Source organism: Streptomyces sp. KL109B (genome assembly GCF_030766935.1).
Classification (GTDB): domain Bacteria; phylum Actinomycetota; class Actinomycetes; order Streptomycetales; family Streptomycetaceae; genus Streptomyces.
Genome location: NZ_JASERL010000002.1, coordinates 574,771 through 600,275 on the forward strand (window position 1 = coordinate 574,771; position 25,505 = coordinate 600,275).

The window sequence follows — 25,505 nt, forward strand, 5'->3', positions numbered from 1 at the left end:
CCCCTTCCGACTCCCCTGTCTCCCCCAACTCCCGGAAAGGGTACGCCTGCCCGTCCGGCCGCAGCCGATTCCCCAACAGCCCAAGGACAGGGCCGCGGGCTACTTCGCCGGCTTCGACGACGCCCGACCCGTACGCCCCGTGGGCGCGGCCGTGCCCGCCTCGACGTCCCGGGCGCCCCGCCGTACCCGGGACGGGGACAACAGCAGCGCGGCGCACCCGCACAGCGTCAGGAACGCGAAGGCGAAGCACCCCCACAGGCTGTAGGACCCGCCCCACAGATCGCCCGTGACGCTGCTGTCGATCGCGGTCACCGCGGCGACGCCCAGCGCACCGCCCGCCTGCTGCCAGGTGACCAGCGTCCCCGACGCGGTGCCCTGTTCGCTCATGTCGGCGGCGGCACTGGCCAGCAGGGTGGCGGCCGGATAGGCGACGGCGATGCCGGCGCCCACCAGGATCGCCGCGGGCAGCAGATGAGTGACGTAGGCGTGCTGTTCGACGGTGGTGTAGAGGAGTTGCCCCACGGTGATGACGGCGAGCCCGGCGAGCAGCAGCCGCGTCACCGGCGCGCGGTTGGCCAGCCGGGACGCCGGGGTGGACAGCAGCCCGACGGCGAGCCCCTGGGGCAGGAACGCGAGCCCGGTCAGCAGCGCCGAGTACCCCTGTTTTTCCTGTAGTTCGGTCGCGACGAGGAACATCGCCCCCGTGATCCCGGCGAACGCCCCGCCCAGCGCGAGGCACGCGGCCAGCATCCGGCGGTCGGCCAGCAGCGCGGGCGGCAGCAGCGGCACGCGCGCCCTGGCCTGTGTCACCAGGAAGACCACGATCGCCGCGAGACCGACGGCCGCCACCACGGTCACCTCCGCGCCGGACCCGGTGCCGACCCGGCCGACCGCGTACACCACGGCGACGAGCCCTCCGGTGATCAGCAGCGGCGGCAGCCACGGCATCAGTCCCCCGCGGCCCGCCCCGCCCGCCGCCTCCGGCGTCCCGGCCGCCAGCACACGGGGGCCGAGGGCGAGGACCAGGGTGGCCAGGGGTACGTAGAGGAAGAACGCCCCGCGCCAGCCGAAGCCCTGGGTGAGCAGACCACCGATGACGACACCGAGGGAGAAGCCCGCCGCGCCCATGGCGCTGAAGACGCCGAGCGCCTTGTTGCGGGCCGCGCCCTCGGGGAACCCCGCGACGATCAGGGCGACGGCGGCGGGCGCCGTGACGGCCGCGCCGACGCCCTGGACGGCGCGCGCGCCGATGAGCAGCACCGGCTCCTGCGCCAGGGTCGCGGCGAGCGAGCCGATACCGAACACCGCGACGCCGCTCAGGAACATCCGCCGCCGCCCCCAGCGGTCCGCGCACGTGCCGCCGACCAGGAGGAGGCCCGCGTATGTGGTCAGGAACGCGCCGGCCACCAACTGCAGCTGGTCCGGGCGGAGTTCGAGGCCCTCCTGGATGCCGGCGAGTTGTACGTTGATGCTGGAGAGGCTCATGCCCTCGAAGAGCACGGCGGTGCACAGCACAAGGAGTCTGGTCCAGGCCCGACGGTCGAACCGGAAGACGTCGCCGTCCCTCGCTGAACTCATGGAGACCTCTGTTCCTACCGGAGCGGGGGTTGCGGCCCGTCGCCCACGAGGCGGTGGGCCTCGCGCAGATCGTCGCCGTCGTAGCGGCAGCGGGCGAGTGCGCGTACGGCGGGGCTCGCGTTGACCGCCACGGTGTGGCGCAGTTCCCGGAACAGCGGGATGTCCGAGCCCGAATCCCCGTACGCGACACAGGAGTCGCGGTCGAGTCCGAAGCGGGCGCGGACGCGGTCCACGACGGTGACCTTGTCCTGCGGGGTGAGGATCCCGGCGGGGCCGGGGGCGGCGGTCAGGGGCAGCGGCGGGAAGCGGGAGGCGACGACCTCGTCGACGCCGAACTCCGTGAGCCGGGCGGCGAAGAAGTCGGGCGACATCGTGATGACCATCGAGCGTTCACCGCGGGCACGGATGTCGGCGGCGACGTCCGCGAGCCCACCGATCCAGGGGGCCCCGGCAAACGCACGGGCGACCACGTCCTCTCGCAACCCCCGCCACAGTCGGCCGAGTTCGGCGGCGAAGGCGCGGGTGTCCGTGCGGCCCGCCGCGACGTCGGCCTCCAGGGCCATCAGTTCGGGTAAGCAGCGGGCCCGGCTCGCGATCTCCAGGCTCGCCGTCGTGTTCCGCAGCAGCGTGCCGTCCATGTCGAAGACGTGCAGCCGGGTCACCGCCGGACCTCCGCCACCGGGGCGGCGGCCGGGTACAACTCCCATCCGGGCGGGGCCGGTTGTCCGTGGTGGGCGGCGACCAGCGCGGAGCTCGCCGGGAACAGCGGGGTGGGCAGATCGCTCGGCGCCGCCCAGATCCACCGCTCGAAGACGTCCGGTTCCGTGACGGTGGCCACGGGGTCGTCCGCGACGGTACGAACCAGAACACCGGCGGTCAGATGGGTCCGCTCCCGGCCGCCCGTCTCCAACCCGAACGCGAACACGCGCGCGTTCGCCGCCGCCTCCCGGATCCCGCTCTCCTCGGCGATCTCCCGCACGGCGGCGGCCTCGAAGCTCTCCCCCGGTTCGACGTGCCCGCCCGGCAGACACCACGAGGCGTCCTCACCCCGCTTGACGCGCAGACCGATCAGAACGCACCCGTCCGGCCGCAACAACAACGCCCCGACACCCACCACAGGCGCCCCCGACGTCATCCCCGACGTCATCGCAGTGCCTCCATCCCCCGCAGCGCCGAGTCGGCGGCGTAGTGTCCGCTGATCATCGCGGCCACGATGCCACGGAACAGTCCGCACGCGTCACCCGCGACCCAGGCGGGAACATCGATCAGGCGCAGGTCGCCGTCCACGTCGGGGTACCAGCCGACCCCTTCGAGGGTGGGCCCCACCAGCCGGGTCTCACTGTCGTCGACCTCGGGGTAGGCGGCGGCGAGGCGGCCGAGACCGCGCAGCATGATCTCACGCAACTCACGCCCGTAGACCCGCTCGAAGATCCCGACGGCCGCCGCGTCCCCCGACATGAGCTCCCGCAGGGACACCGTGAAGCCGGACTCCTCGTACGTCATCGCGGCGAGCGCGGGCGCCATCGCCTCGCGGGCCACCGACTCGTCCAGGATCCGCGTGTTGAAACCGACGTTGGAGCGCCCCGTCGGCGGGCAGTCGGAGCGGCCGGAGACCGTCCACAGCCCTTGTGTCTCGGTGAGCGCCGCCTCCCCTTGCCGACAGGCGCAGAACGTCCTCCACTCCACGCCGCCGTCCCCCTCGCGGAACCGGAGCTTGGGGTCGAGCTGCTTCATGTCCCTGAAGAACGCCCTGTCGGCGGGCTGTTCGATCCGGAACCCGACCTCCAGGCGCCGGAAGGAGCGCCGCTCCGTGAGCGCCTGAAGCCCGAGCGGTCCGAACCGTCCGCTCGCCACGATCAGCCGCCTGGCCGCGAGTTCGGAGGTCTGCCCCTTCGCATCACACAGCGCCAGCCGGAAGGCGTCGCCTTCGCCGCACTGGCGGAGGGAAAGAACGAGAACTTGCCGTCCGAGAACAGTCCCGCCCCGCCGTGCCCACGCGTCATGTCGGCGGCCGCGTACCGGTCGCGCCGGTCGACCGGCTTGCCACCGTCGATGAGCGCGACCCTGTGCCGCACCCCCGCCAGCCGCTGCGCGGCGGCGAGCCCTGCGGGGCCGGCCCCGATGACGACGAGGTCGAAATGGTCCACGGTTCTCCCTACGGACATGTCAAGACCTGAAGGCGGTGCCTGCGGCGAGCGAATCTCAGACGGAGCCCGACAGACTCACCTCGTGGATCTCCTGCAGATTCCGGTGCCGCTCCCCGTAAGTGAAGCGGGCGACTGCTACGTGGACACGGCCGTCCAGTCCATGACCATCGGCAACTCGATGGCGCGGGACAGATCATGACCCGCGCAAGCTCGCCCTGCGTCCCCATCAGTCCCCCCCCAGCCGGACGATCGATCGCCCCGGGGCGGCAAGCTACACGACGCACCGAAACCCCAGGGCACATGACCGCTCAACTAAGGCCGTGTTCAGGCCAGTTGCCGCCGAACACTCGGCGGACACCTCGAAATGGGCCGAGCACAGCACGGGCCCGGGCCCCACTTCCAGCCAAAATGAGCACGGTGCCCCACGGGTCAGTGGGAGTCGGCGACTTCGACGGCCAGGGGTTGCAGCAGGGCCGAGGCGAGTTCCCTGCGGGCGCTGGGCTCGTCGCCTGTCGCCAGGTCGTCGAGCAGGGCGGGAACATCCAGCGGGTACGCGGTGATCCGTGCCGATCGGGTACCGGCGGCGGTGCGCACGACCACGCTCCGGGGGTCGGCCGGGGCCTCCGTCGGGTAGAGGAGGGTGCACGAGGCGGTCGGTGACGCGTCGGCGTGCGTACCCGCGAGCGTATGGGCGTAGACGAATGCCTGATACACGTCGTCCGAGGAGAGTTTTCGCCGGTCGTAGAGCTTGTACTTGACGTCGACGGGGTGGCGGCGGGCCGTCGGCCCGTGCCCCCGGGTGAGGAGCAGGTCGGGGCGGAGTTCGGTGTGCGTGGCGCCGGTGGCCTCGTGGACCACGATGCCCGGGTGCACGGACTGGGCGCGGACCGTGACCTGGTGCGGGGCCAGGGTGCGGGAGACCAGGCGGGTGACGAAGTCCTCGAAGAGGGTGTTCATGTCGAGGAGGAAGACCCGGGAGTCGGCGGGGCCGGTGGTGAAGAGGCCGTGGATGCCCGCACCGGCCAGGAGGAGCCGGGCCCACTGGTGGGCCGGCCGGTAGTGCTCGTTGTGGCGGCCGTAGCCGTGATCGTGGCCGTGCGGGTAGCGGGACGGCGTGCACAGCGCCGCGAAGTCCGTCGCCAAGCGCCGGGACCGGGCCCGGATCGACGCGTCGGCCGCGGTGCGGGCGGCGAGGGAGAGGGCCTCTGCGCACAGTTGGTTGTCCGGGATGTCGGTGGAGCGTTCGTCGTAGCGGCACTCCAAGCGGTCGAGACGTCCGTGCCGGCGCAGGAGCTGTCGGGTGGGGAGCAGACGGCCGCGGAGCACGGGCAGGGACTCCGTGCGGGTCAGGTAGTCCTGGCGGGGGCCGTGGTGGAGCAGGGCCGCGGTGGTGCGGTTGAGGAGGTCGCAGATCAGGTCCCGCAGGTGAGGATCGCCGGTGTCGAAGGTGCGGCGGACGTCGAGGTGGTGCACCGCGGTCGTGGCTGTCGTGTATTCCAGCATGCGGAGGACATTCAGGTTCCCGCCCACGAGTTTCGGCACGACACGGATGTCCATGGCGTCGAGTTCCAGAACTCCCACGTACCAGCCGGCTCGGATCTCCAGCCGGTCCCGGTCGAGGGAGCGGAGCGTGATCAGACGGTTGAGCGCGGGGTCTTCCGTCAGCTCCCGGTCCCGCGCGGTGAGCCGTGCGTCCTCGACGATGCGGGATTCGTACTCGCTGAGCACGATGACACGACGACGTCCCGTGGTCATACGGGCTCGCCCGTTCCCACCTGGAGTTCCGCGTAGAGCGCGGCGACCAGTTCGTCGTCGTCGAGGTCGTGCAGGGTGTGGTGGTCCACGTCGACGACGGCCGTTCCCAGGAATCCGGCCAGGACGCTGTAGTCGTCGTAGGCGAACTCCTGGAGCAGCGGCATGAGGTCGTTGCGCATCACGGTGGCCAGGTGTGACTCGGTGGCCAGTGGCGCTCCGCGATCGAGGAAGAAGGCGTGGCCTATCTGCTGTTCGCGTCCGACCTGGCCGCGGATACGGGAGTTGAGCTCGGTCAGCAGGTCGGCGAGGTGGAGTTCACCTACGTGGTAGCCCTCCAGGACCGTCGGGTCCGGCATGAGTTCGAGGAAGGCGAAGCGGCGGCGCAAGGCGGAGTCCAGGAGCCGGATGCTGCGGTCGGCGGTGTTCATGGTGCCGAGGACGGCCACGTTCGGAGGGACCGTGAAGGGTTCGCCGCTCTGCGGGAGCACCACCTCAAGGCCCCGCTTGTCCCGTTCGAGCAAGGTGATCAACTCGCCGAGGATCTTGGGGAGATCGCCGCGGTTGATCTCGTCGATGAGCAGCAGGTACGGGTTGTCGGGGTCGTCCGCTGCCGCGAGGCAGACCTTCTTGAACGCGCCGGCCGTCATGACCAGGTCGAGCCCGGAGCCGCCGTGCCGTGGCCTGAACCCCTCGATGAAGTCCTCGTAACCGTAGGACGGGTGGAAGGTGAGCTGCGTGAGGTGAGCGGCCGCGCGGTCTCCCGGGTCCGAGAGTGCGTTGATCGCGGCGCGGAATTCGTCACTGCCGTACTCGGCGTGCGGTGCCGGATGGGCCGGATGGGCCGGATGGAGGTGACCGAGTCGCTCGGTCAGCCACCAGTGCGCGAAGCGCAGGGCGGTGTAGGTCTTGCCGGTACCGGGCGGCCCGAAGAGGACGGCTTGCCCCTTGCGGGCCAGGGCATCGGCGACGTCGAGAAGGACCGGGTCGGTGGGGGTGTCGGTGGGAGTGGAGTCGATCTCGGCGGATGCGGCGGCTCCGGACCCCTGATGCCGCTCCTGCCCTGTGGCCCCGGCCCTGCCCTGGCGGATGGCCTTCCACAAGCGCTGGGGGACATCGGCGACGGTGACCACGGCCCAGCGCTTCTCCGGCTCCGCGAGTTCCTGGGCGTAGGACTGGTCCCAGTCCACGGAGACGGTGTGCCGGAACTCCGCGCGCTCCGGCCGCCACTGGTAACCGGCGCTGGTGACGGTCCCGACGCCGAGGATCTCCCGGGTTCCGCGGTTCGCCACCACCCGGTCGCCCGGCTGCAGGCGACTGAACTTCCAGACTTCGCCCGCCTTCCTGGTGACGGTGGTCTGGTGGCCGCGGTATTCGTCGGCATAGGCGGCCTGGAAGGCGCCGCGCAGTTCCTTCTCGTCGGCGAAACGCGTGGCGTCCCCAATGTCGTCCCAGCCGAGGCAGATGTAGCCGCCGTCCAGGCAGTCCGGCCAATGGCGCCCGGCCTCTCCCGTGGCGACCTTGACGATGGCCTGGGACGGACGCGGGTCGGCCCACCAGTACAGGAACGAGGCGATCTCCAGCGGCTGCCAGTTGTTGAAGAGCGGTTCGTCGTCCACCAGGTCCTTCAGCCGGGCATGGGCCGCGAACGGCTCAAGTCGGGGCGGCGCTTCGCCACTGAGCAGACGGATGAAGTGCCGTACGTGGTCGCGGCTGTAGATGGGCAGAGTGAGGTCCGGGTAGTAGACGTGGACGGCCTTCGCCACGAGCGCGGGACCGGAGCGCAGCGCTTCGATCTCGTCGATGTCGGCGACTCTTCCTTCACTCGCCGCCCTGAAAGCCTCCTGGAATCCGGCGCGGACGGCGGCCCATGCCTCGTCCACGTCGGCGTAGCGCGGGTCGAAGTGCCACTCGCCGGTGTTGCGCATATAGATGATGTGCTTGCCCGCGTTGCCTCCGGCGATACTGCCGAGGTCCGGGGTCTGGAACTCCGCGAGATGGCAGAACGAACCACGGGACTGCGCATGACCGAGGGCATAGCGCTCCAGCGGCAACTCGGGCCAGCCCGCCAGCGGAAACGCCTCCCGTACGGCAACCGCCTGCTCATGGGCAGCGGCGACGCTCGCTGCCCATAGCGCACCGTCCGCGGCGGCCACCGCTTCGTGGAGCGGCAGGGAACGACGAACCCGCGTATCGCCTACTGCCACGGGCGCCAGGGCGCAGGTGCCGCACGGCACGGTGACCGGTCGGCCGGCCGCGTTCAGCAGGCCGTTCGCCCGGGAGAACTCTTCCCGTGCCGGATCCCGCTCGTCCGTCCCCGCCTCCAACAGCCGCTGCCACAGGTCGCCTTCAGGATCTGAGCGTTTGGTCCAGCGCGGCTCGTCGGACGGGGTGAGGTGGGGGCAGTCCTTCCGGTGGTGCAGGGTGGAACCCGAGACCGGGCAGATCACCTCGCCCTCCGACGGAAAGAGCCGGTACCACTCCTCCCCGAACCGAACCAGCCGGGTACTTCCGGAATCGCCGAAACCCTGACTGTTCCACTCATCAGGCCATGCCGCTTCCATCACCGGACTCCCAACTCCTCCCGCACGAGCACGCGTTGCCGGACGCCGACCGCTCGACACCACGGGGTCGCGGCCACGCAAGAGAGGCGCCTCGGGCGTTCGAAGTCTAGTGAGAGTGGGACCTCGCCCGGATGCGGGAGCGGAGGGAGCGTGTCCGTGGCATGGATCCGGCCACTTCTCCCGTATCGCGTTGCGCCACCGCACTCCAACGGTCCGAACGAGTGGCATGACGGGGGTTGTGCATGAAGTTCGACATGGGCTCGACGACGCTGTCGACGCTGACGAAGAGCACGAGCGGGTCCAGTGACGATCTGGGCGCGCTGATCCAGCAACTGACCGCCGCCGCGCAGCCGTTGGAGGGGAGGCTGGTGCGTTGGTGGGGCGGGCCGGGCGCAAGGGGCTTGCCGCCGCGTTGATCGTTGCGGGTGCCGGGGTGGGGGTGCTGGGCGTGAGGTCGTGCGCCGGCGCCCAAGGCTGGTCGGGGGCCGCGCAGTTGGCGGCGGTGGCCGGTGTCGTGGTGGTGGCGTTGTTGCTGCTGGGCTGGTTCTCTCCGTTGGGCCGGGGAGCCGTGGTCGGCGCGGGAGCGCTGGCCGTGCTCGGTGTGTGCTGGGAGGTCGCGCTCGCTTTCCAGTCCTGGGGGACGGATGCCGTCGGCTCGGCGCGGGCCGCGGCCCTGCTCGTCGCGGTGTCTGTCGTCGCGCTGGGGGTGCTGCCGCGGCTCGCGCTCATGGGGTCGGGGCTCTCCGGTCTTGACGACCGGCGCTCGACGGGGACGTCGGTGAGCCGTTTCGAGGTGGCGACGGCGCTGGCCGCCACGCATCGGGGGCTGGTCCTCGCCGCGCTCGTCACGGCGGCGCCGGCCGCGGTCGCCGGTGTGCTCGCGATGCGTACGGTCACGATCTGGACGGTGTCGCTGGCCGTGGTGGCCTCCCTGGTGCTGGCGTTGCGGGCGCGCGCCTACCCGCTGGTGGCCCAGGTGATGGCGCTCCTCATGGCGGCTGGTGTGGTCGCGGTGCGGCTTGCCTGGTTGTGGCTGGAGCGGTCCGGGACGGCGGCGGGTCCGCTCGCGGCGCCGGTGGTGCTGGCCCTGGTGCCGTTGGGAGTGCTCGCCGTGGAGCCCGCCGAACATGTGCGGGTGCGGCTGCGGAAGTTCGGGGACGTGGTGGAGTCGGTCGGGGTGATGGCTCTGTTCCCCGTTGGTGCTCGGGGTGTTCGGGGTGTACGGGCGGCTGCTCGGCACCTTCGCGTGAGGTGGAGGTGACGGTGATGGCGGGTTCTGGGCGGTGACAGGACGACGTACTGCGGGAGTTGAACGGTGACGGGTCCACGCCCGAGCCCGAGGCCACCCCAACACCGGCACCGGCACCGGCACCGGCACCGGCACCGGCACCGGCGACCCAGGCTCCCGACTCTGACGTCTTCGCCCAGATCACCAGGCTGTCGGAGCTCCACACCGCCGGGATCCTTGACGGCACCGAGTTCCAGACCAAGAAGGACGAACTCCTTGGCCGGGTCTGATAGTTGAGGGTCACCCGTACAGTCACCCGTACACACGGCTTGTGCCACTTGCGAGCGTTCCGTGTCGACTGGTCGAGTTTCGCCGCCTGACGTCCGAAGAGCTCCAGGCGCGACTACGTTGATCGCCCATGATGACAAAGGATCGCCTCGGCGCCGTTTGCTCAGCTTCTCGATCGAACGTGAAAGTCGCCCTGGACCTGATATCCATCCACGCCGAGCGTGAAGTACGCGGACGCGTACCGCGGGCGAGCCTCAACCCGTTCATAGCCATCGCAGCGGTCGCGGCATGGGAGCGCTTCTTGGCGGACCTGGTCGGGGCCGCTACGTTCACGGACGCAGAGTGGCACGACAAGGGCTACCCCGACGGAGACGACGCGGGACAGGACGACGAGCCGGCCGAGACCAAAAGGGGACCGGGACACTTCTCCCTCCCTCGCGGCGCCGCATACGAACCGGAGCAACTGAACGGGTACCTCCGCAACCAGGGCATCCTCAAGGGCAACCTCACCGACGGCTGGGCAGCGCAGCTGGCCGGTTCGTGGACCGGCGCGACACCGAAGGCGTGGCGCTTCGCCGAGTACGTCCAGGACCCCGACGCCTTTCGCGCGGCCCTCAAGAGCGCACAGAACGTACGCAACGGGGCGGCGCACATGGCACTCCCCGCAACCGTGGTCGTGCCGGAGGCGCACCGCCCGGCAGGGGTGCCCGACGGGTCCGCCACGGCCGTGGAAACGGCGCAGGCACAGTACTACTGGACGAACGACGCGATCGCGCCGACGATTCAGAATGGGCACGCCCGGGGAGTCACCGCCCTGTGCGTGCAGTTGATCGACTCCAGCATTGTCAGGGTCGCCAAGGAAGTGGACTGCGACCCCACGGGGATCCGCCTGCCCGCGGGATGGCTCGATTCGACGGTTTCCGGTCCCCGGAGAGACCGGTACTTCGGGCTCACGTTCTGGGGTGGGAAGGCTCTGCACCGAGTCGAGTGACGCTGCCGGGCGCATGTAGCCGCCGGGCGCGACATCCCCCGCAGCCCGTACGGCAACGCTCTCCTCGACAGGCTTCACCGCTGCCCATTGATCGATCTTGACCGTTGCCGAACCCCAAGAGCACAATGATCGGCTCAAGTTGGATCATCATCCGCCCGGTACGCCTCAACTGGCGCCCGAAAAGGCGGACATGAAGAGCGATGCGGGTACTCGGGGGCGAGATGTCAGATCTGGCGAAGGATTCGGAGAGCATCCGAAGCGCGGCGAGCGCGTTGCGCCGGGTTGGACAGCACACCGAACGACCGCTGCAGGCGTTCGTGGAGCAGTCCCACGACCTGTCCGCGCTCGGCGCCCTGGGCTCGCTGATGAGTGCCACCGACGACATCGCCGACGCCATGGACACCCTGGGCAAGATGGCCCGACAGCTGAACGAGGAGTGGGACGAGCAGGCGACGGCGATGACGGAGGTCTCCGACGCCTTCGACCACTTGGACGCACTGCTGAGCGGCGACGACAAGCGCTGAACCCGCGCGGACCGGCCGAGTACGAGCACCACAAGACGGGGGAGCGTCAACAGCGCTGTGACGGACCTGAATCCGATCCACCTGATCAACAACGTCAATCACGCCATGGGCGAATCCATGGCGGACGTCCTGGAGTTCGTCGGCGTCACCGACCCGGCCGTCGACCCGGACGGCGTACGGGAGATCGCCAAGAAGTGGCGGGCGCTGGCTGACGCACTGGACCGGGCCCATCAGGACGCCGGCACCGCGCTGAAGGACGTGGACTGGGAAGGACAGGCCGCCAAGTCCTTCCACAAGCGGGCGACCAAGGCGCGCGGTCAGGCCGAGGACATGGCCGAGGCGCTGCGCGACGGCGCCCGGGCGCTGGATCAGTTCGCGGACCAGGCCCACGAGATGATCACCGAGATCGGGGTGATCTGCGTGGAGATCGTCGAGATGGAAGCGGCCGGCCTGGCGCTGTCCGTGCTCACCGCCGGAGTGTCGGCCGCGGCCACGACCATCGCCTCCGGGGCGCGGGTGGCCCGGATCGTCGAACTGGTCGCGAAGATCGAGGAATCCGGCAGCGCGCTGGCCCGGGTGATCCGCGGCGTGGCGGAGATCATCAAGACCCTGCAGCGGACCCTGCGAACGCTGAAGGAGGTCAAGGGAGTTGCCTCGGCCTCCCGGGTGGCAGGCGTCGGCATGCGGGATGCCGCCTTCGACACCCTCCTGCACGATCCGGGGGCGTTCAAGGATCCGGAGAAGCTGGCGGGGGTGCTGGGGGCCGGCGCCGTACTCGGGGTGGGCTTCGGTGCCCTGGGCAAGGGCCTGGGCAAGGGGCTGAAGGCGATGAGGCCGAGCGAGCTGAGTCGGCTCGGCAAGGCGATGAAGCTGGGCGGCGGCCCGGCACGGCCGGCGCTCCGCCCCTCCGCGGCGGAGCGGCAGGCGACCTCGGTCACCAGCCTGGAGAAGAAGTGCGAGTTCGACCCGATCGATGTCGCCACCGGCGACATGCTGCTGCACGAGGTCGATGTCTCGCTGCCGGGCACCCTGTCGCTCATCGTGGAGCGCACCCACCTGTCCTCGTGCCGGTGGGGCGGCTGGTTCGGCACCACGTGGGCCTCGACCCTCGACCAGCGCCTCCAGGTCGACGACGAGGCCATCACCTTCGCCGCCGCCGACGGCGCCCGCCTGGTCTACCCCGCCCCGGAAGCGCAGACCGCCGAAGCCCTGTACCCGCTCACCGGCCGTGGCCCCGCCCTGACGTGGGACGACGAGGTCGACGGCGGCCTGCGCCTGACCGAGCCGGACGGAGGCCTGGCCTACGTCTTCCACTCCCCGTGCCCGCTCGACGACGACAGCGGCGTCGACCTGCCCCTCCAGACGGTCATCGACCCCAACGGCAACCGCATCACCATCGACTACACCGTCGACGGCAGCCCGTCCGGGATATCCCACTCCGGCGGCTACCGCCTGGCCCTGGACCACCATCCCACCCAGCCACGCATCACCGCCGTCCGCCTCCTCGACCCGCGCGACCCGGACGCCGCCGCGTCCACCACGATCGCGTCCTACGACTACGACTCCTCCGGCCACCTCACCGCAGTGACCAACTCCTCCGGCCTGCCGCTGCGTTTCACCTACGACGAGGCAGGCCGCGTCACCTCCTGGACCGACCGCAACGACTCCTCGTACTCCTACACCTACGACGAGCGCGGCCGCGTCACCCGTACCGAGGGCAGCGCCGGATACCTGACCGGCACCCTCACCTACGACGACGCCACCCGCACCACCGAGGCCACCAACTCCCTCGGCCACGTACGCCGGTACGAGCACAACGACGCCTACCGCCTGATCCGCGAAACGGACCCCCTGGGCAACGTCACCGTCCAGGAGTGGGACGACGCAAACCGCCTGGTCTCGGTCACCGACCCCATCGGACACACCACCCGGTACAGCTACGACGATCAAGGTCGGCCGACGGAAGTCACCCGCCCCGACGGTCTCTCCCTCACCGTCGCCCACAATCACCTTGGGCTCCCCGTCGAGACGGTCGACGCGGACGGCACGACATGGCGCCGCTCCTACGACGACCGCGGCAACCTCACCGCCCTGACCGACCCCCTGGGCGCCACCACTCGCCACACCTACACCGCGCAGGGGCACCTCAGCGCCGTCACCGACGCGCTGGGCAACACCACCATCGTGCAGTGCGATCCGGCCGGCCTCCCGCTGACCGTCACCGACCCGTTGGGCGCCACCACCCGCTACCGGCGAGACGCCTCCGGCCGCCCCACCAAGATCACCGACCCGCTGGGGGCGGTCACCCGGCTGACATGGACGCCCGAGGGCAAGCCGGCTCGTCGGCAGAACCCCGACGGGTCGGCGGAGTCGTGGACCTACGACGGCGAGGGCAACTGCCTCACCCACACCGACGCCCTCGGTCAGGTCACCACCTACGAGTACACCCACTTCGGCCTCGTAGCCGCCCGCACCGACCCCGACGGCACCCGCCACGCCTTCACCCACGGCCACGATCTGCGCCTGCGGGAAGTCACCAACCCCCAGGGCCTGACCTGGAGTTACACCTACGATCCGGTGGGCCGCCTGACAGCGGAGACCGACTTCGACGACCGAACCATCACCTACGAACACGACGCCGCGGGCCGCACCACCACGCGCACCACTCCCCTCGGCGACGTCATCCGCTACACCCACGATCGCCTGGGCAACGTCGCCACCAAGGACGCGGCAGGCACACTCACGCGGTACGCCTACGATCCCGCCGGCCGCCTCCAACGGGCCGTCAGCGCCGACCACGAACTGTCCCGCCGCTACGACCCCGCCGGCCGTACGACCCACGAAACGATCGACGGACGCACGGTCACCCACACCTACGACATCCTCGGCCGCCCGCTCCAGCGCACCACCCCCACCGGCGCCACCACCCGGTACTCCTACGATGTCGCGGGCAACCGCACCGAGCTGATCACCGCGACCGGCCACACCCTCGCCTCCAGCCACGACCCCCTCGGTCGCGAGCTGCTGCGCACCCTCGCCTCCGGCGCCTTCTCGATCGCGTACACCTGGGCCCCGAACGGACGCCTGGCCCGCCAGCACCTGGCCTCCGGCACCGACGCCGTGCGCACCCGCGACTACCGCTACCGACCCGACGGCCACCTCACATCCGTCGGCGACAGCCGCACCGGGGAAAGCCGCTACACCCTCGACGCCGCCGGTCGCGTCACCGGCGTCAGCGCCCGCGACTGGACCGAGACGTACGCCTACGACGACGCCGGCAACCAGACCTCGGCCACCTGGCCCGACCGCTACATCGCCCCCGAGGCCCGGGGCGAGCGGACCTACACCGGTACCCGCATCCACACCGCAGGCAGCATCCGCTTCGAACATGACGCCGCCGGACGCCCCACCCTGCGGCAACAGACACGTCTGTCCCGCAAACCCGCCAGCTGGCACTACACCTGGAACGCCGAAGACCAGCTCACCGAGGTCACCACCCCTGACGGCACCCGCTGGCGCTACACCTACGACCCCCTCGGCCGCCGCAGCGCCAAGCTCCGCCTGGCCTCCGACGGCACCGTCGCGGAACGAGTGGAGTTCACCTGGGACGGCCCCACCCTCGTCGAACAGACCACCACCGCTCCCAGGCAACTCCCCCACCCCGTCACCCTCACCTGGGACCACGACGGCCTCCACCCGGTAGGCCAGACCGAACGCCGCCTGGACACGGCGACCCAACACGAGATCGACGCCCGCTTCTTCGCCATCGCCACCGACCTCGTCGGCACACCGACCGAACTCATCGACTCCGGCGGCAACCTGGCCTGGCACACCCGCACCACCGTGTGGGGCACCACGACCTGGTCCGCGAAGAGCACCGCCTACACGCCCCTCGGCTTCCCCGGCCAATACCTGGACCCGGAGACAGGCCTCCACTACAACCACCACCGCTACTACGACCCCGCCACCGCCCGCTATCTCACCCCCGACCCCCTGGGCCTGGCGCCTGCCCCGAACCCCGTCACCTACGTCCACAATCCCCACACGTGGACCGACATCCTCGGACTCGCACCCGGCGAGTGCCCGAAAACCGGCATGCGGATCAATCCGCGCGGCTACACCTCGATATTCGAAATGAAGCTCGACCCGTCCGACTTCGGCCGCAGTAGAGCCGTGCATTTCAACCGCGCCAATGCCTCGCTTGATTCGGCTATATCGAATGATCCGGCCCTGGGCAGGTTCCTGGATCAATTCTCCCCCGGGATCGCCGACAGGGTCAGCTCCAGCGGCGGACGACGTACCCCGCTGGGCTTCACCTGGCAGCACGAACCATCGGCCAACGCGGGTGGCGAACAGGGCGTCATGAGGCTCGTCCCCACGTACCAGCACACGCCAGGCAGCCCCTGGTGGGACGTCCTCCACCCAGGAAACTCCGGAGGATACGCTCAGTGGGGCATACCCAACGGCGCGCCGCCGAACAGCAGGAGGTAACACGTGTCTTTCTACATGAACGACGTCATGGGGGCGTCAGTTGACGAACCGACAGAATCACAGATCCGAGGGATCCTGTCCGGCCTTGAAAAGGCGGACGAGGAACACCCGGACGTTTCACTTGGCCATGAATCCGGATGGACACTGAGCGTCTACGGCGACAAGACAGTGCTGTGGGAGAACGTCGAAGACCCCGACATCGAACCTCAGCAAGTCACGCTGCCGGCCTGGGACGCCGTGGTGGATGTCCTCATGCAGGTGTCGCGCGGTGAATTCGACACGGTAAGTAGCCTGTTGGGCAGGGAGCAGTGAGGGTTTTCATCCTGCCGCGGCAAGAGCGGAAGCCCTGGTCAGAGAGTTGATCGCGATTGTCGGAGTGATGCGTGATGCTCTCCGAAGTTCCTCCCTGTTCGACGCCGTACGCGGCTCGGATTCGCCCATTGGTCGGCCCGACTACGGGTTCCTCCTCACGTCGTGGTCAATGGCCCGCAGCGGAGGGCCTGCCCCCTGTGCGATGAGGAAGCGTCCGCACTGCTCGCTCCACTGGCCTCACCCCGGCCCGGCGAAGATCGCACCCGATCAGACGCCTCGCCTGGCGGACCGGAATGGTGTTGCTGACGGTGATACAAACCGCCTTCGACCCCTTGGAGGGGCCATGCGCATGCGCACCACCGTCACCACCCTTGGCCTGGCCACTGCCGGCATTCTGGCCACCGCGGCCGCACCATCCACCGCTACCGAGCGGGTCCCGGACGCCGAAGTGGCGGTGATCGCCCAAACCACCGGCGCGTGTCTGGGCCTGCCCGAGCGCCAGCCGATGAAGAACCTGCCCGAGCTGACCACCCTCACCGTCCAGGACCTGCCCAAGCTGCGTACCGAAGCGGGCCGTCAGTGCTTCGCCAACGCCGCCACCGCCCCGGACAACCCCATCAAGGCCATGCTCGACAAGCTGTCTCCCGCGGGCGTCGACCTCCCGCTCGGCCTGGACAAACACGCCACCCGCTCCGCTCAGGCCGCTCGCGTGGATGGCGAGGACGCCCCGGTGGGCCTGGTCAGCGAGTCGCTGAACAAGTTGTGCCTGGGCATCCCGATCAAGGCCAACATCCAGCAGCTCATCGGCCTGGTCAACATCGTCGCCATCCAGGACATCCCCATCCTGTCCGCACCGCAGAATCAGCAGTGCGCGGACAACTCCACACAGGCCAAGGGCGACGAACCGATCTCCCACATCCTCGACGACATCCCGGTTCTCTCCTCGAACGGCGTCAGCAACGAGTAGCGCGCTGGCCCCGCCGGGATGGCCTCGGTGTGCGGGGTGTTCGCGGTGAACAGGGCCCACTCCGATGGTCGGGTGGTGCTCCGTTCGCACATCAGGAGCCTCGTCGCAGGGCAGAGTACGACTCCGGCCGAATCGCCCAGCTCCCCCTCCGCCTCCTTGCTACGGTCCGGGCATGCTGCTGTCAGCGCGCCCTTCGCGTGCGGTTGATCTGCGAATTGAGCCGGTGGATGCCGTGCTCGACCGGGTAGAGCGGTCGCTGCGGGTTCGTTTCGAGCGGGAGTCCGTGATCCGGAAGCGGCGGTCGGTCGGGGGCCGTACGGACCGGGGTACTTGGGTGCGAGTGGAGCGGCGCTCGCTTCAGCGGGTGGCCGCACAGGGAGGCAACGGGCCGGAGGCCGCAGCTGCCCTCCAGGGCGTTGCGATGCCGCGCTGGTGCACGGGGTTGACCTGGCGCGACGAGGACGAGCCGGTGATGTGGCGGGCCGACGAGACGGAGCTGGTCACCGCGCCGCCGGTCGGGCAGGCGGCCCTGGTCGTGGAGGATCCACAGCTGCCCGAGGCGTGGTGGTCCGGACTGAATACGTCGTTGGACGCGCTCGCCGCGCAGGACACCCCTCGCATCGCGACACCGGACACCGAATCGATCACACAGGGCCTCGTGGACGCGACGATCCGGTCGGCCTTCCCGGAGGCGACCGACCTCACCATCCATGAATGGGCCCCGGCTCACGCCGACTTGACCTGGGCCAACGTCACCGGGCCCGACTTCTGCATCATCGACTGGGAGGACTGGGGGACGGCGCCGCGCGGACTCGACGCGGCGACCTTGTGGGGCAACGCGCTCGCGGTGCCCGCCCTCGCGGAGCGCGTATGGCGCGAGCGGCGGCCGGACCTGGAGAGTAAGTCCGGCCGCCTGATGGCACTGTTCTTCTGCGCGAAGGTCGCAGGCCCCTACGCCCACGAGGCGGACCCGCGCCTCGAACCGGCCCGCAAGGAAGCCGCTCAGCTCCTCAGCGAGCTCCGGTCCGACTGACGCCAGCCGCCTCAGCCAGCAGGCGCCGGTATCGGGCCATCGCCGACGCGTCCACTTCGTACTCCAGAGAGTCGGTCAACTCCCGTAGGGGAACTGTGCTGTTGGTGCTCACCGCGATCGCGTTCACGTTCAGGAGGTGACAGGCGGCCAGGAAGGCGGCCTGCGGCGGATTGCACGCGTGAGAGGTTCGCAGGAAGAGCCGCGGATCGAAGCGGGAGCACACCGGCTCCGCCGTGCTGCCGCCGAAGGGGCTCATGCCCCCACACCTGTGCCGGACGCCAACGTGCGGTGATCGTCTCTCCTGCGTGCAGGATGTCGGCGCCGACGAGCAGCCCGGCACGGACCAACAGTACGTCGGGGCGGGGGGCCGTCCACCACGGGCCCGGAGCCGTTCAAGGCAATGCCCCGCCAGTTGCGCTCTCCTCTGCCGAACGGGCCTCGAACAGCGCACGGTTGCACGAACTGGCCGAGCGCTACTCCGACGACTTCGACCAACTGAAGCAGGACCCTGACCACAAGGGCAAGGTCAAGCCCTCGGAGATGGAAGAAGCCCGAGTCGCACTCGATCTGCGCGAGAACGGCACGCTCCCTTCTGACATCCAGCGCCCCCAGCCGCGAACAGGGGCGACCTCTACTCACCGAGCACGCAGCAGTACTACGACATCAAGGGCGTGCACTCCGACTGGCCTCCGTACAACAACGTGCGCGACAAGTCACTTCTGTATAAGCAGGCCTACGATCCGGCGCACAACGAGGGCTGGGTAAGGAAGATTCAGGAGCAGATCGCCAGTCAGCACAAGGTTATCCTCGACGTGCGCAATGCGAACCAGGCCGCGATCGACGACCTGACAGAAATCATCGATCAGAACGGATGGAGTGAGCACGTTGTCTGGTACCCGTGACGTGAGCAGGACTGTACGCGTGATGCCTGCGAGCCCAGACGCTGTATCGACCCTGCAGGCCTGGTGCGACGCGGCAGACGACCAGACAACCCTGGATGCTTCACGACTCGACCTTTCCAACGCCGACTTGTCCGGCAGCGATCTCGCACTGGCAACATTCTTCGACGCGAACCTCACGGGTGCGAAACTCGTTGGAGCAGACCTGTATCGAGCACAGAGCGCGGATGCCGTTCTCGACCACGCGGATCTCACCGAAGCATCCTTGGTGAAGACCGACCTGCGCGATACGTCGATGCGTTCCGCTGACCTCACACGCGCCAATTTGGGTAGTGCAGAATTTTGGCAGGTAGACGCACGGATGGCATCTTTCCGCTACTCAACCCTGGATGGATCCTCGCTCCTGAACGTTGCCTTGGAAGGAGCCGACCTCACGGGAGCATCAGTACAGAACACGACACTTGACGTCACACTCGACGATGGAACCGTCGTCGTCGGTCTTTCAGGAACGGTCCGTGGACCGGCGCACCTCTCTGAGAACGGTTCTACGCGTGAACTTGCGGGGCTTGAACTCGAATTGTGGCTGAACGATCGCGGCGCCAACGTGCAAGTCCTGAACTCACCTCCCACTGCCACCACTTATTACGCCCGCATCAACGACGAGTTCCCCCGTGCTCATCCGATGGGGGTCGTACGGCGCCGCCGGGCAGGGACCGTCACACGAGACGAGGCATTCACCCGCAACCTTCGCTGGGAATCCACTGAATACCTCCGCCGCTATGAGATGGGAAGTACCGACGGCGAACACGTGGAAATCTCCGAGGAAGAGGCCAATCGTTTCATTTCCGACGTCACCGGAGAGCTCCAAGCCGGATCACCCAACTAGCCTCAGAGCCCGCGAGTAGATCACCCTCATCTCAGCCCAGGATTACGACAGTCAGCTCCTCGAACCGGTCGCCGTACGTCGTCGGCGGCTCCGCGATGCCGTGCTGTTCGGTACGGAGCGACAACGGCGCACCATGGACGAGCGATTGGGGAAGGTGTTCGCGGGAGTCGTGATTGCCGCGGTGTTGTGTGCCGGATGCGTGGGCTGGTCGTTCATCTCCCATCGAGTGATCGGGAAGAGCGGATACGGGACGACGTCCGTGCCGGCATCGACATCGCCACCAGTTCCAACAACCCAATCGTCGGGGAGTGTCATCTTTAGGACAGTCCCGGTCAGGGCCGCAACAGCAGATGAGTCGGGCTGTACGCCGAGTACAGCCCGACTCATTTGTGCATGAGGCTCAGTTCAGGTACTGCGTTGCAGACCGCGCCAGATACGCGCCGTGCCCTGCACGCCCCATGAACTCCCGCTCGCTGACGACGAGTTCACCACGTGACAGCACCGTCTCCACCCGCCCCACGATCCGCTTCCCCTCGTACGCCGAGTAGTCCACGTTCATGTGATGCGTCTCCGCGGAGATCGTCTGTTCGGCGTGCGGGTCGTAGATCACGATGTCGGCGTCCGTGCCCGGCGCGATGGTCCCCTTCTTCGGGTAAAGGCCGAACATCCGCGCAGGCGAGGCGCACGCGATCTCGATCCAGCGCCGCCGCGAGATGTGCCCGTCGACGACAGCCTGGTGCAGCAGGTCCATGCGGTTCTCCACCCCCGGCATCCCGTTCGGAATCTTCGAGAAGTCGCCGCGGCCCAGCTCCTTCTGCCCGCTGAAGCAGAACGGACAATGATCGGTGGACACCACCTGCAACTCATTCGTCCGCAACCCCCGCCACAGCGCCGCCTGATGCTCCTTCGGCCGCAGCGGCGTCGAGCACACATACTTTGCGCCCTCGAACTCCGGCTCCGCCAGGTTGTCCGTCGACAGGAACAGATACTGCGGACACGTCTCCCCGAACACCGGCAATCCCTCATGCCGCGCCCGCGCCAGCTCCTCCACCGCCTCCTGCGCCGACACATGCACCACATACACCGGCGCCCCCGCCACCTGCGCCAGCTTGATCACCCGGTGCGTCGCCTCCGCCTCCAGCAGCGCCTTGCGCACCTCGCCGTGGTAGCGGGGATCGGTCTCGCCGCGCGCCAGCGCCTGCTCCACCAGGACGTCGATCGCCAGACCGTTCTCCGCGTGCATCATCACCAAGCCACCGTTGTGCTCGGCCTGTTGCATCGCTCGCAGGATCTGACCGTCGTCGGACAGGAACACCCCCGGATAGGCAGTGAACAGTTTGAACGAGGAGACGCCTTCCGCCAGGAGGCCGTCCATCTCCTTCAGCGACGACTCGTTCACGTCCGACATGATCATGTGGAAGCCGTAGTCGATCGCGCACTGGCCGTCCGCCTTCGCGTGCCACGCGTCCAGGCCCTCGCGCAGCGCGCCGCCGCGCGGCTGGATGGCGAAGTCCACGATCGTCGTCGTGCCGCCCCACGCCGCCGCCCGCGTCCCCGTCTCGAACGTGTCCGAGGCGTACGTGCCACCGAACGGCATCTCCATGTGGGTGTGGCCGTCGACGCCGCCCGGGATGACGTACTTCTGCGAGGCGTCGATGGTGCGCGCGTCCGTCCAGGACGCGGCGGCGCTGCTGCCGGTGGCCGCGAGGGCGACGACGCGGCCGTCCTCGATGAGGACGTCGGCGTGCGTCTCGTCGGCGGCGGTGACGACGAGTCCGCCGCGGATCACTGTACGGACGGCGCTCATGTTCTCCTCCAGGGGTGACGGTGCGTCAGGGGCGGGTCAGCGGCTCGTACGCCTGCGGGGCCCGGTCGCGGTAGAACTGCCAGCGGTCGCGGACCTCGCGCAGCTTCGCCATGTCGAGCTCGCGGACGACGAGTTCGGGCGCCTTGTCGTCGGCGACCTCGCCCACGAACTGGCCCTCGGGGTCGACGAAGTAGGACGTGCCGTAGAAGTCGTTGTCGCCGTACTCCTCGACTCCTACGCGGTTGATGGCGCCGACGAAGTACTCGTTCGCCACCGCGGCCGCCGGCTGTTCCAGTTGCCAGAGGTAGCGGGAGAGGCCGCGGGACGTGGCCGAGGGGTTGAAGACGATCTGGGCGCCTTCGAGGCCGAGGGCGCGCCAGCCCTCCGGGAAGTGGCGGTCGTAGCAGATGTAGACGCCGATCTTGCCGACGGCGGTGTCGAAGACGGGCCAGCCGCTGTTGCCGCCGCGGAAGTAGAACTTCTCCCAGAAGCCCTTGACCTGCGGGATGTGGGTCTTGCGGTACTTGCCGATGTAGCTGCCGTCGGCGTCGATCACGGCGGCCGTGTTGTAGAGGACGCCCGGCTGCTCCTCCTCGTAGACGGGCAGGACGAGGACGATGCCGTGTTCGCGGGCGAGGGCCTGGAAGCGCTGGACGACCGGGCCTTCCGGGACGGACTCGGCGTACTCGTAGAACTTGGCGTCCTGCACCTGGCAGAAGTACGGGCCGTAGAACAGCTCCTGGAAGCAGAGGACTTGGGCGCCCTGGGCGGCGGCGTCGCGGACCGCCTGCTCGTGCACCTTGATCATGGATTCCTTGTCGCCGGTCCATGCGGTCTGGAAGATGGCGGCGCGGATCACGGGGCTCATCGGGACCTCCCGGGGTTCGGTGGTGGGTCAGACGGTAGAGGGTCGGGGCCCGGTGGCCGAGGCGCAGCGTGTCACGTGTGGGCGCGCGTCGCGTTGCACGGTGTCACGCAGGCATGGGGGGCGTGGGGTCATGGGTCCGCCTGCGCGTCGTGGGCGAGCAGGGCCAGGTGGACGGACGCGGCCTGTTCGAAGTCGTCGAGGTCGATGCCGAGCAGGGTCTCTATGGACTCAAGGCGGCGGTAGAGGGCGGGGCGGCTCATGTGGGTGAGGTGGGCGGGCGGTGCGGGACTTGTTGCGGCCGGTGGAGAAGTAGGCGCGCAGGACGGGGAGGAGGCATTCGGCCTCGCCGTTGCTGTCGGGTGCCAGGATGGGGGCCAACTCCCGTTCTGAGAAGGCCTGTACGCGGGGGTCGTCACGCAACTGCCGGACCAGGCCCCGGAGTCGTACGTCGCCGTTCCTGACCACCGGCGGGAGGCCGGGCGGCGTCCCGGCGACGGCGTCGGCGACGTGCAGCGCCTCGCGCAGCGCCTCCGGCACGTCTTCCCAGGTGGTGCGGGCGGGGCCGGCCGCGACCACGGCGCGCGCGTCGCCGGTCTCGGCGCGCAGTCGGTCCGCGAAGTGGGCGGCGAGGGCGTCGGGGTCCTGGTCGCGGGCGAGGCCGAGGAGGACGGCGGTGGCGGTGGCGGTGGCGGTGGCGGTGGCGCCGTCGGCCAGTTCGGCTACGAGGCCAGGTAGGCCCAACAGACGTAGGAGGCGGGTGAGTTGGGGTGGTGAGGAGTCGCGTACGGCGAGGGGGAGGAAAGTGCGGCGGTTCACCGGGAGGCCCGCCGCGCGGGCGCGGGGCAGCAGGCTGCGGGGTGGCACGGCACCGGAGAGCAGGTCGGTGAGCAGGCTGCGCGCCGACTGCTCCTCCCAGCTCGGGCCGCAGGTCCCGGTCAGCATGTGGTGCAGCACCAGCGCCTCCGCCGCCCGGTCCGCGAGCAGCCGCCCCGACGCGCCATCGCCGCGGTGTCCGCACAGGACGACGGAGCCCCAGCGTTCGCCGCGGCCGCCGAGTTCGGCGCGGATCCAGCCCTCGCCGTCGACGCCGCCGGGCTGGCGCGCGATGCGGTTCCAGTCGCGCAACACGTCGTCGACGGCGGGGCGTTCACCGGCCGTGGCGAGGACGCGGTGGGCGAGGTTGGTGAGGACGACCGGGCAGCCGCCGTGGGCGGCGATCTCGTCGAGGAGGGCCTGTAGCGGGGCGCCGGACGTGATGAGCGCGGTGAGCGCGGTGCGGACGCCTTCGGAGAGGCTGACGGCTGCGAACTTCCTTCGTACGAGCCGGGATTGGACCTCTTCCGTCAGCTCGGCGAAGGGGAACGGGCGGTGCAGCACCACCATGGGCAGACCGTGCCGTTCCGCGGCGCGGCGCATGCACTCCGGGGAGGACGGGAAGGCGCGGCCGAGGCCAAGGACGAGGGCGGCGGCCTCGGCGCGGTGCAGGGAGTCGATGTACTCGGCCTGCCGCCGCTCGTCGCCCGCGAGCAGCACGCCCGTGGTGAGGACGAGTTCGCCGCCGCTGAGCATGACGCCGACGTCGGCGGCCTCGGCGACGTGCACCCAGCGCACGGGGCGGTCGAGGTGGTGTGCCGCGGCCACCACCTCGGGGTCGCCCGCGGCGATGCGGTCGAGGGCGAGTATCTGGCGGACGGAGAGGGTGTGCGTGGACATGTGCGGGGCTCCCTCGTGTGGAGCGGCTACCCGGTGAGCGGTCTCGGGGCTCTGCCCCGGCTCCCGCTCCTCAATCGCCGGAGGGGCTGATACCGCGCAACGCCCGCTCCAACACCCCCGCCCCCTCCTCCGCCTCCGCCACCGTCAACGACATCGGCGGTGCGATCCGCAGCACACTCGAATCGTGCCCGCCACCCTTCCCGATCAACAGCCCCTGCGCGCGGCAGGATTCGAGAACGTCGGCCGCGCCGGGCCCCGCCCCCGACTCCTCCAGCTCCACGCCGATCATCAGGCCACGGCCTCGTACCTCCCGCACACCGGGCGCGTTCGCGGCGATCGCCCGCAGCCGCTCGATGAGCAGCCCGCCCACCCGTCGGGCATTGCCCTGGAGGTCGTGCTCCAGCAGGTACGAGAGGTTGGCGAGGCCCGCGGCCATGGTGATCGGGGAGCCGCCGAACGTCGAAATGGAGTTGGCGTCAAGGCAGTTCATGACGTCGGCGCGGGCGACGACGCCGCCGATGGACATGCCGTTGCCGATGCCCTTGGCGAAGGTGAGGATGTCCGGCGGCCCGGACTGGCCGTGCGCCTGCCAGCCCCAGAAGTGCTCGCCGGTGCGGCCCCAGCCCGTCTGCACCTCGTCCGTGATCCACAGGATGCCGTGCTCGTTCAGGACGTCGCGGAACGCCGCGTACAGCCCGTCGGGCGGGGAAGTGAAGCCGCCGACGCCCTGGATGGGTTCGGCGATGAGGGCGGCCACATCGCCGCGGGTCTGGCCGAGCATGTCGCGCAGGTCGGCGACGCAGGCGTCGATGAACTCGGCGTCGGAGAGACGGGCGTAGGGCCCGCGGCCGCGCACGCCCCCGTGCACGTACAGCGTCTGGAGCGGGGAGAGGCTGGTGGGCGACCAGCCCGTGTTGCCCGTGATGCCGACCGCGGAGAAGGAACGCCCGTGATAGCTGTTGCGCATCGCCAGGATCTGGTTGGAGCGGCGGTACGCGGTGGCGAGCAGCAGGGCCGTGTCGTTGGCCTCGGTGCCGGACGTCGTGAAGAAGACGCGGGCGTCCGGGATTCCGGACAACTGGGCGACGCGCTCGGCGAGTTCGACCATCGGCCGGTTCAGGTAGAGCGTCGAGGAGTGGATGATGCGGCCGGCCTGCTCGCTCACCGCCTTGGCGACCTCGGGCAGCGCGTGCGCCGTCATGGTGGTGAGGATGCCGCCGAAGAAGTCGAGGTACTTGTTCCCCTCGGCGTCCCAGACGTGCCGGCCCTCGCCGTGCGTCAGCTCGATCGGGGCGTCGTAGTACAGGGCGAGCCAGTCCGGCAGGACGTCGCGGTGGCGGTCGTGCAGAGAGGCTCGGGAGGGGGCGGCGGTCATCGACAACACTCCTTTTCCTTACATCTCTACGCACGTAGAAGGTCGATCGAACGTAAGCCTCCTGGAAGGGCTTGCCAAGGGC

22 protein-coding genes and 1 pseudogene are annotated in these 25,505 nt (G+C 69.5%); 11 read left to right on the forward strand and 12 right to left on the reverse strand.

The features are described from left to right. Window positions 1-99: 99 nt before the first annotated feature. From RBJ65_RS08375 to RBJ65_RS08405, 7 genes are all read right to left on the reverse strand, one after another. Window positions 100-1,578: an MFS transporter gene (locus tag RBJ65_RS08375; RefSeq protein ID WP_306316279.1), complete on the reverse strand. Its 1,479-nt coding sequence runs from the start codon at window positions 1,576-1,578 to the stop codon at window positions 100-102. 14 nt (window positions 1,579-1,592) lie between these two features. Next, window positions 1,593-2,240 carry an HAD family phosphatase gene (locus tag RBJ65_RS08380; protein WP_306316278.1) on the reverse strand — a complete coding sequence of 216 codons (648 nt, stop codon included), beginning with the start codon at window positions 2,238-2,240 and terminating at the stop codon, window positions 1,593-1,595. Beyond that, on the reverse strand, window positions 2,237-2,725 hold the full coding sequence (locus RBJ65_RS08385; RefSeq protein ID WP_306316277.1) for an NUDIX hydrolase: 489 nt from the start codon (window positions 2,723-2,725) through the stop codon (window positions 2,237-2,239). Before RBJ65_RS08385 ends, RBJ65_RS08380 begins: the two co-directional genes overlap by 4 nt. After that, complete coding sequence (locus tag RBJ65_RS08390) at window positions 2,722-3,432, reverse strand: hypothetical protein (protein ID WP_306316276.1); 711 nt, start codon at window positions 3,430-3,432, stop codon at window positions 2,722-2,724. The genes RBJ65_RS08385 and RBJ65_RS08390 overlap by 4 nt, the downstream gene beginning before the upstream one ends. Before the next feature lie 2 nt (window positions 3,433-3,434). Then, a complete protein-coding gene (locus tag RBJ65_RS08395) occupies window positions 3,435-3,725 on the reverse strand; it encodes an FAD-dependent oxidoreductase (protein ID WP_306316275.1) in 291 nt (96 codons plus the stop codon). Window positions 3,726-4,154: 429 nt separating this feature from the next. Next, window positions 4,155-5,480: an McrC family protein gene (locus RBJ65_RS08400; RefSeq protein ID WP_306316274.1), complete on the reverse strand. Its 1,326-nt coding sequence runs from the start codon at window positions 5,478-5,480 to the stop codon at window positions 4,155-4,157. Further along, a complete protein-coding gene (locus RBJ65_RS08405; protein ID WP_306316273.1) occupies window positions 5,477-7,927 on the reverse strand; it encodes an McrB family protein in 2,451 nt (816 codons plus the stop codon). The genes RBJ65_RS08400 and RBJ65_RS08405 overlap by 4 nt, the downstream gene beginning before the upstream one ends. A 356-nt stretch (window positions 7,928-8,283) precedes the next feature. Between RBJ65_RS08405 and RBJ65_RS08410 the strand changes: the two genes are divergently transcribed. The 8 genes from RBJ65_RS08410 (at window position 8,284) to RBJ65_RS08445 (ending at window position 17,875) form a co-directional block, all read left to right on the forward strand. Then, window positions 8,284-8,457, forward strand: coding sequence for a hypothetical protein (locus tag RBJ65_RS08410; RefSeq protein ID WP_306316737.1), 174 nt, complete (start codon window positions 8,284-8,286; stop codon window positions 8,455-8,457). A gap of 32 nt (window positions 8,458-8,489) precedes the next feature. Continuing rightward, complete coding sequence (locus tag RBJ65_RS08415; protein ID WP_306316272.1) at window positions 8,490-9,302, forward strand: hypothetical protein; 813 nt, start codon at window positions 8,490-8,492, stop codon at window positions 9,300-9,302. 436 nt (window positions 9,303-9,738) lie between these two features. Continuing rightward, on the forward strand, window positions 9,739-10,548 hold the full coding sequence (locus RBJ65_RS08420; RefSeq protein ID WP_306316271.1) for a hypothetical protein: 810 nt from the start codon (window positions 9,739-9,741) through the stop codon (window positions 10,546-10,548). Between the two features lie 221 nt (window positions 10,549-10,769). After that, complete coding sequence (locus tag RBJ65_RS08425) at window positions 10,770-11,072, forward strand: hypothetical protein (RefSeq protein ID WP_306316270.1); 303 nt, start codon at window positions 10,770-10,772, stop codon at window positions 11,070-11,072. 57 nt (window positions 11,073-11,129) lie between these two features. Beyond that, window positions 11,130-15,563, forward strand: a complete 4,434-nt coding sequence (locus tag RBJ65_RS08430; protein WP_306316269.1) for an RHS repeat-associated core domain-containing protein — start codon at window positions 11,130-11,132, stop codon at window positions 15,561-15,563. Between the two features lie 3 nt (window positions 15,564-15,566). Further along, window positions 15,567-15,875 (forward strand): hypothetical protein, encoded by a 309-nt coding sequence (locus RBJ65_RS08435; protein WP_306316268.1) that lies wholly within the window; start codon window positions 15,567-15,569, stop codon window positions 15,873-15,875. 625 nt (window positions 15,876-16,500) lie between these two features. Further along, entirely contained in the window at window positions 16,501-16,842 is a 342-nt protein-coding gene (locus RBJ65_RS08440; protein WP_306316700.1) for a rodlin, read from the forward strand. Between the two features lie 172 nt (window positions 16,843-17,014). After that, a complete protein-coding gene (locus tag RBJ65_RS08445) occupies window positions 17,015-17,875 on the forward strand; it encodes a hypothetical protein (RefSeq protein WP_306316267.1) in 861 nt (286 codons plus the stop codon). Here RBJ65_RS08445 and RBJ65_RS08450 read toward each other — a convergent pair. Beyond that, window positions 17,853-18,131, reverse strand: a complete 279-nt coding sequence (locus tag RBJ65_RS08450; protein ID WP_306316266.1) for a hypothetical protein — start codon at window positions 18,129-18,131, stop codon at window positions 17,853-17,855. The genes RBJ65_RS08445 and RBJ65_RS08450 overlap by 23 nt on opposite strands. Before the next feature lie 415 nt (window positions 18,132-18,546). Here RBJ65_RS08450 and RBJ65_RS08455 point away from each other — a divergent pair, with 415 nt between their 5' ends. The 3 genes from RBJ65_RS08455 to RBJ65_RS08465 all read left to right on the forward strand — a co-directional run bounded on the left by RBJ65_RS08455 (window position 18,547) and on the right by RBJ65_RS08465 (window position 20,057). After that, window positions 18,547-18,777, forward strand: a complete 231-nt coding sequence (locus RBJ65_RS08455; protein WP_306316265.1) for a hypothetical protein — start codon at window positions 18,547-18,549, stop codon at window positions 18,775-18,777. Between the two features lie 22 nt (window positions 18,778-18,799). Beyond that, window positions 18,800-19,660: a pentapeptide repeat-containing protein gene (locus RBJ65_RS08460; RefSeq protein ID WP_306316264.1), complete on the forward strand. Its 861-nt coding sequence runs from the start codon at window positions 18,800-18,802 to the stop codon at window positions 19,658-19,660. A 100-nt stretch (window positions 19,661-19,760) separates the two neighbouring features. After that, window positions 19,761-20,057: a hypothetical protein gene (locus RBJ65_RS08465; RefSeq protein ID WP_306316263.1), complete on the forward strand. Its 297-nt coding sequence runs from the start codon at window positions 19,761-19,763 to the stop codon at window positions 20,055-20,057. Window positions 20,058-20,060: 3 nt separating this feature from the next. Here the strand turns inward: RBJ65_RS08465 and hydA are convergent, their stop codons facing one another. The 4 genes and pseudogenes from hydA to RBJ65_RS08485 all read right to left on the reverse strand — a co-directional run bounded on the left by hydA (window position 20,061) and on the right by RBJ65_RS08485 (window position 25,423). Continuing rightward, the gene (hydA, locus tag RBJ65_RS08470; RefSeq protein ID WP_306316262.1) at window positions 20,061-21,467 is read right to left on the reverse strand and encodes a dihydropyrimidinase; all 1,407 of its coding nucleotides are present in this window, start codon (window positions 21,465-21,467) and stop codon (window positions 20,061-20,063) included. A gap of 25 nt (window positions 21,468-21,492) precedes the next feature. After that, a complete protein-coding gene (locus RBJ65_RS08475; RefSeq protein ID WP_306316261.1) occupies window positions 21,493-22,335 on the reverse strand; it encodes a nitrilase-related carbon-nitrogen hydrolase in 843 nt (280 codons plus the stop codon). A 128-nt stretch (window positions 22,336-22,463) separates the two neighbouring features. Next, window positions 22,464-24,048: pseudogene (locus RBJ65_RS08480) on the reverse strand (PucR family transcriptional regulator). A 70-nt stretch (window positions 24,049-24,118) separates the two neighbouring features. Further along, window positions 24,119-25,423: an aspartate aminotransferase family protein gene (locus tag RBJ65_RS08485; protein WP_306316260.1), complete on the reverse strand. Its 1,305-nt coding sequence runs from the start codon at window positions 25,421-25,423 to the stop codon at window positions 24,119-24,121. Window positions 25,424-25,505: the final 82 nt, after the last annotated feature.

Bases quoted from the DNA above. Each gene is read 5' to 3' on its own strand.
- RBJ65_RS08460 (WP_306316264.1), top strand. From the start codon at position 18,800: ATGCCTGCGAGCCCAGACGCTGTATCGACCCTGCAGGCCTGGTGCGAC.
- hydA (WP_306316262.1), bottom strand. From the start codon at position 21,467: ATGAGCGCCGTCCGTACAGTGATCCGCGGCGGACTCGTCGTCACCGCC.
- RBJ65_RS08475 (WP_306316261.1), bottom strand. From the start codon at position 22,335: ATGAGCCCCGTGATCCGCGCCGCCATCTTCCAGACCGCATGGACCGGC.
- RBJ65_RS08400 (WP_306316274.1), bottom strand. From the start codon at position 5,480: ATGACCACGGGACGTCGTCGTGTCATCGTGCTCAGCGAGTACGAATCC.
- RBJ65_RS08445 (WP_306316267.1), top strand. From the start codon at position 17,015: ATGCTGCTGTCAGCGCGCCCTTCGCGTGCGGTTGATCTGCGAATTGAG.
- RBJ65_RS08410 (WP_306316737.1), top strand. From the start codon at position 8,284: ATGAAGTTCGACATGGGCTCGACGACGCTGTCGACGCTGACGAAGAGC.
- RBJ65_RS08385 (WP_306316277.1), bottom strand. From the start codon at position 2,725: ATGACGTCGGGGATGACGTCGGGGGCGCCTGTGGTGGGTGTCGGGGCG.
- RBJ65_RS08485 (WP_306316260.1), bottom strand. From the start codon at position 25,423: ATGACCGCCGCCCCCTCCCGAGCCTCTCTGCACGACCGCCACCGCGAC.
- RBJ65_RS08375 (WP_306316279.1), bottom strand. From the start codon at position 1,578: ATGAGTTCAGCGAGGGACGGCGACGTCTTCCGGTTCGACCGTCGGGCC.
- RBJ65_RS08425 (WP_306316270.1), top strand. From the start codon at position 10,770: ATGTCAGATCTGGCGAAGGATTCGGAGAGCATCCGAAGCGCGGCGAGC.
- RBJ65_RS08440 (WP_306316700.1), top strand. From the start codon at position 16,501: ATGCTCGACAAGCTGTCTCCCGCGGGCGTCGACCTCCCGCTCGGCCTG.
- RBJ65_RS08450 (WP_306316266.1), bottom strand. From the start codon at position 18,131: ATGAGCCCCTTCGGCGGCAGCACGGCGGAGCCGGTGTGCTCCCGCTTC.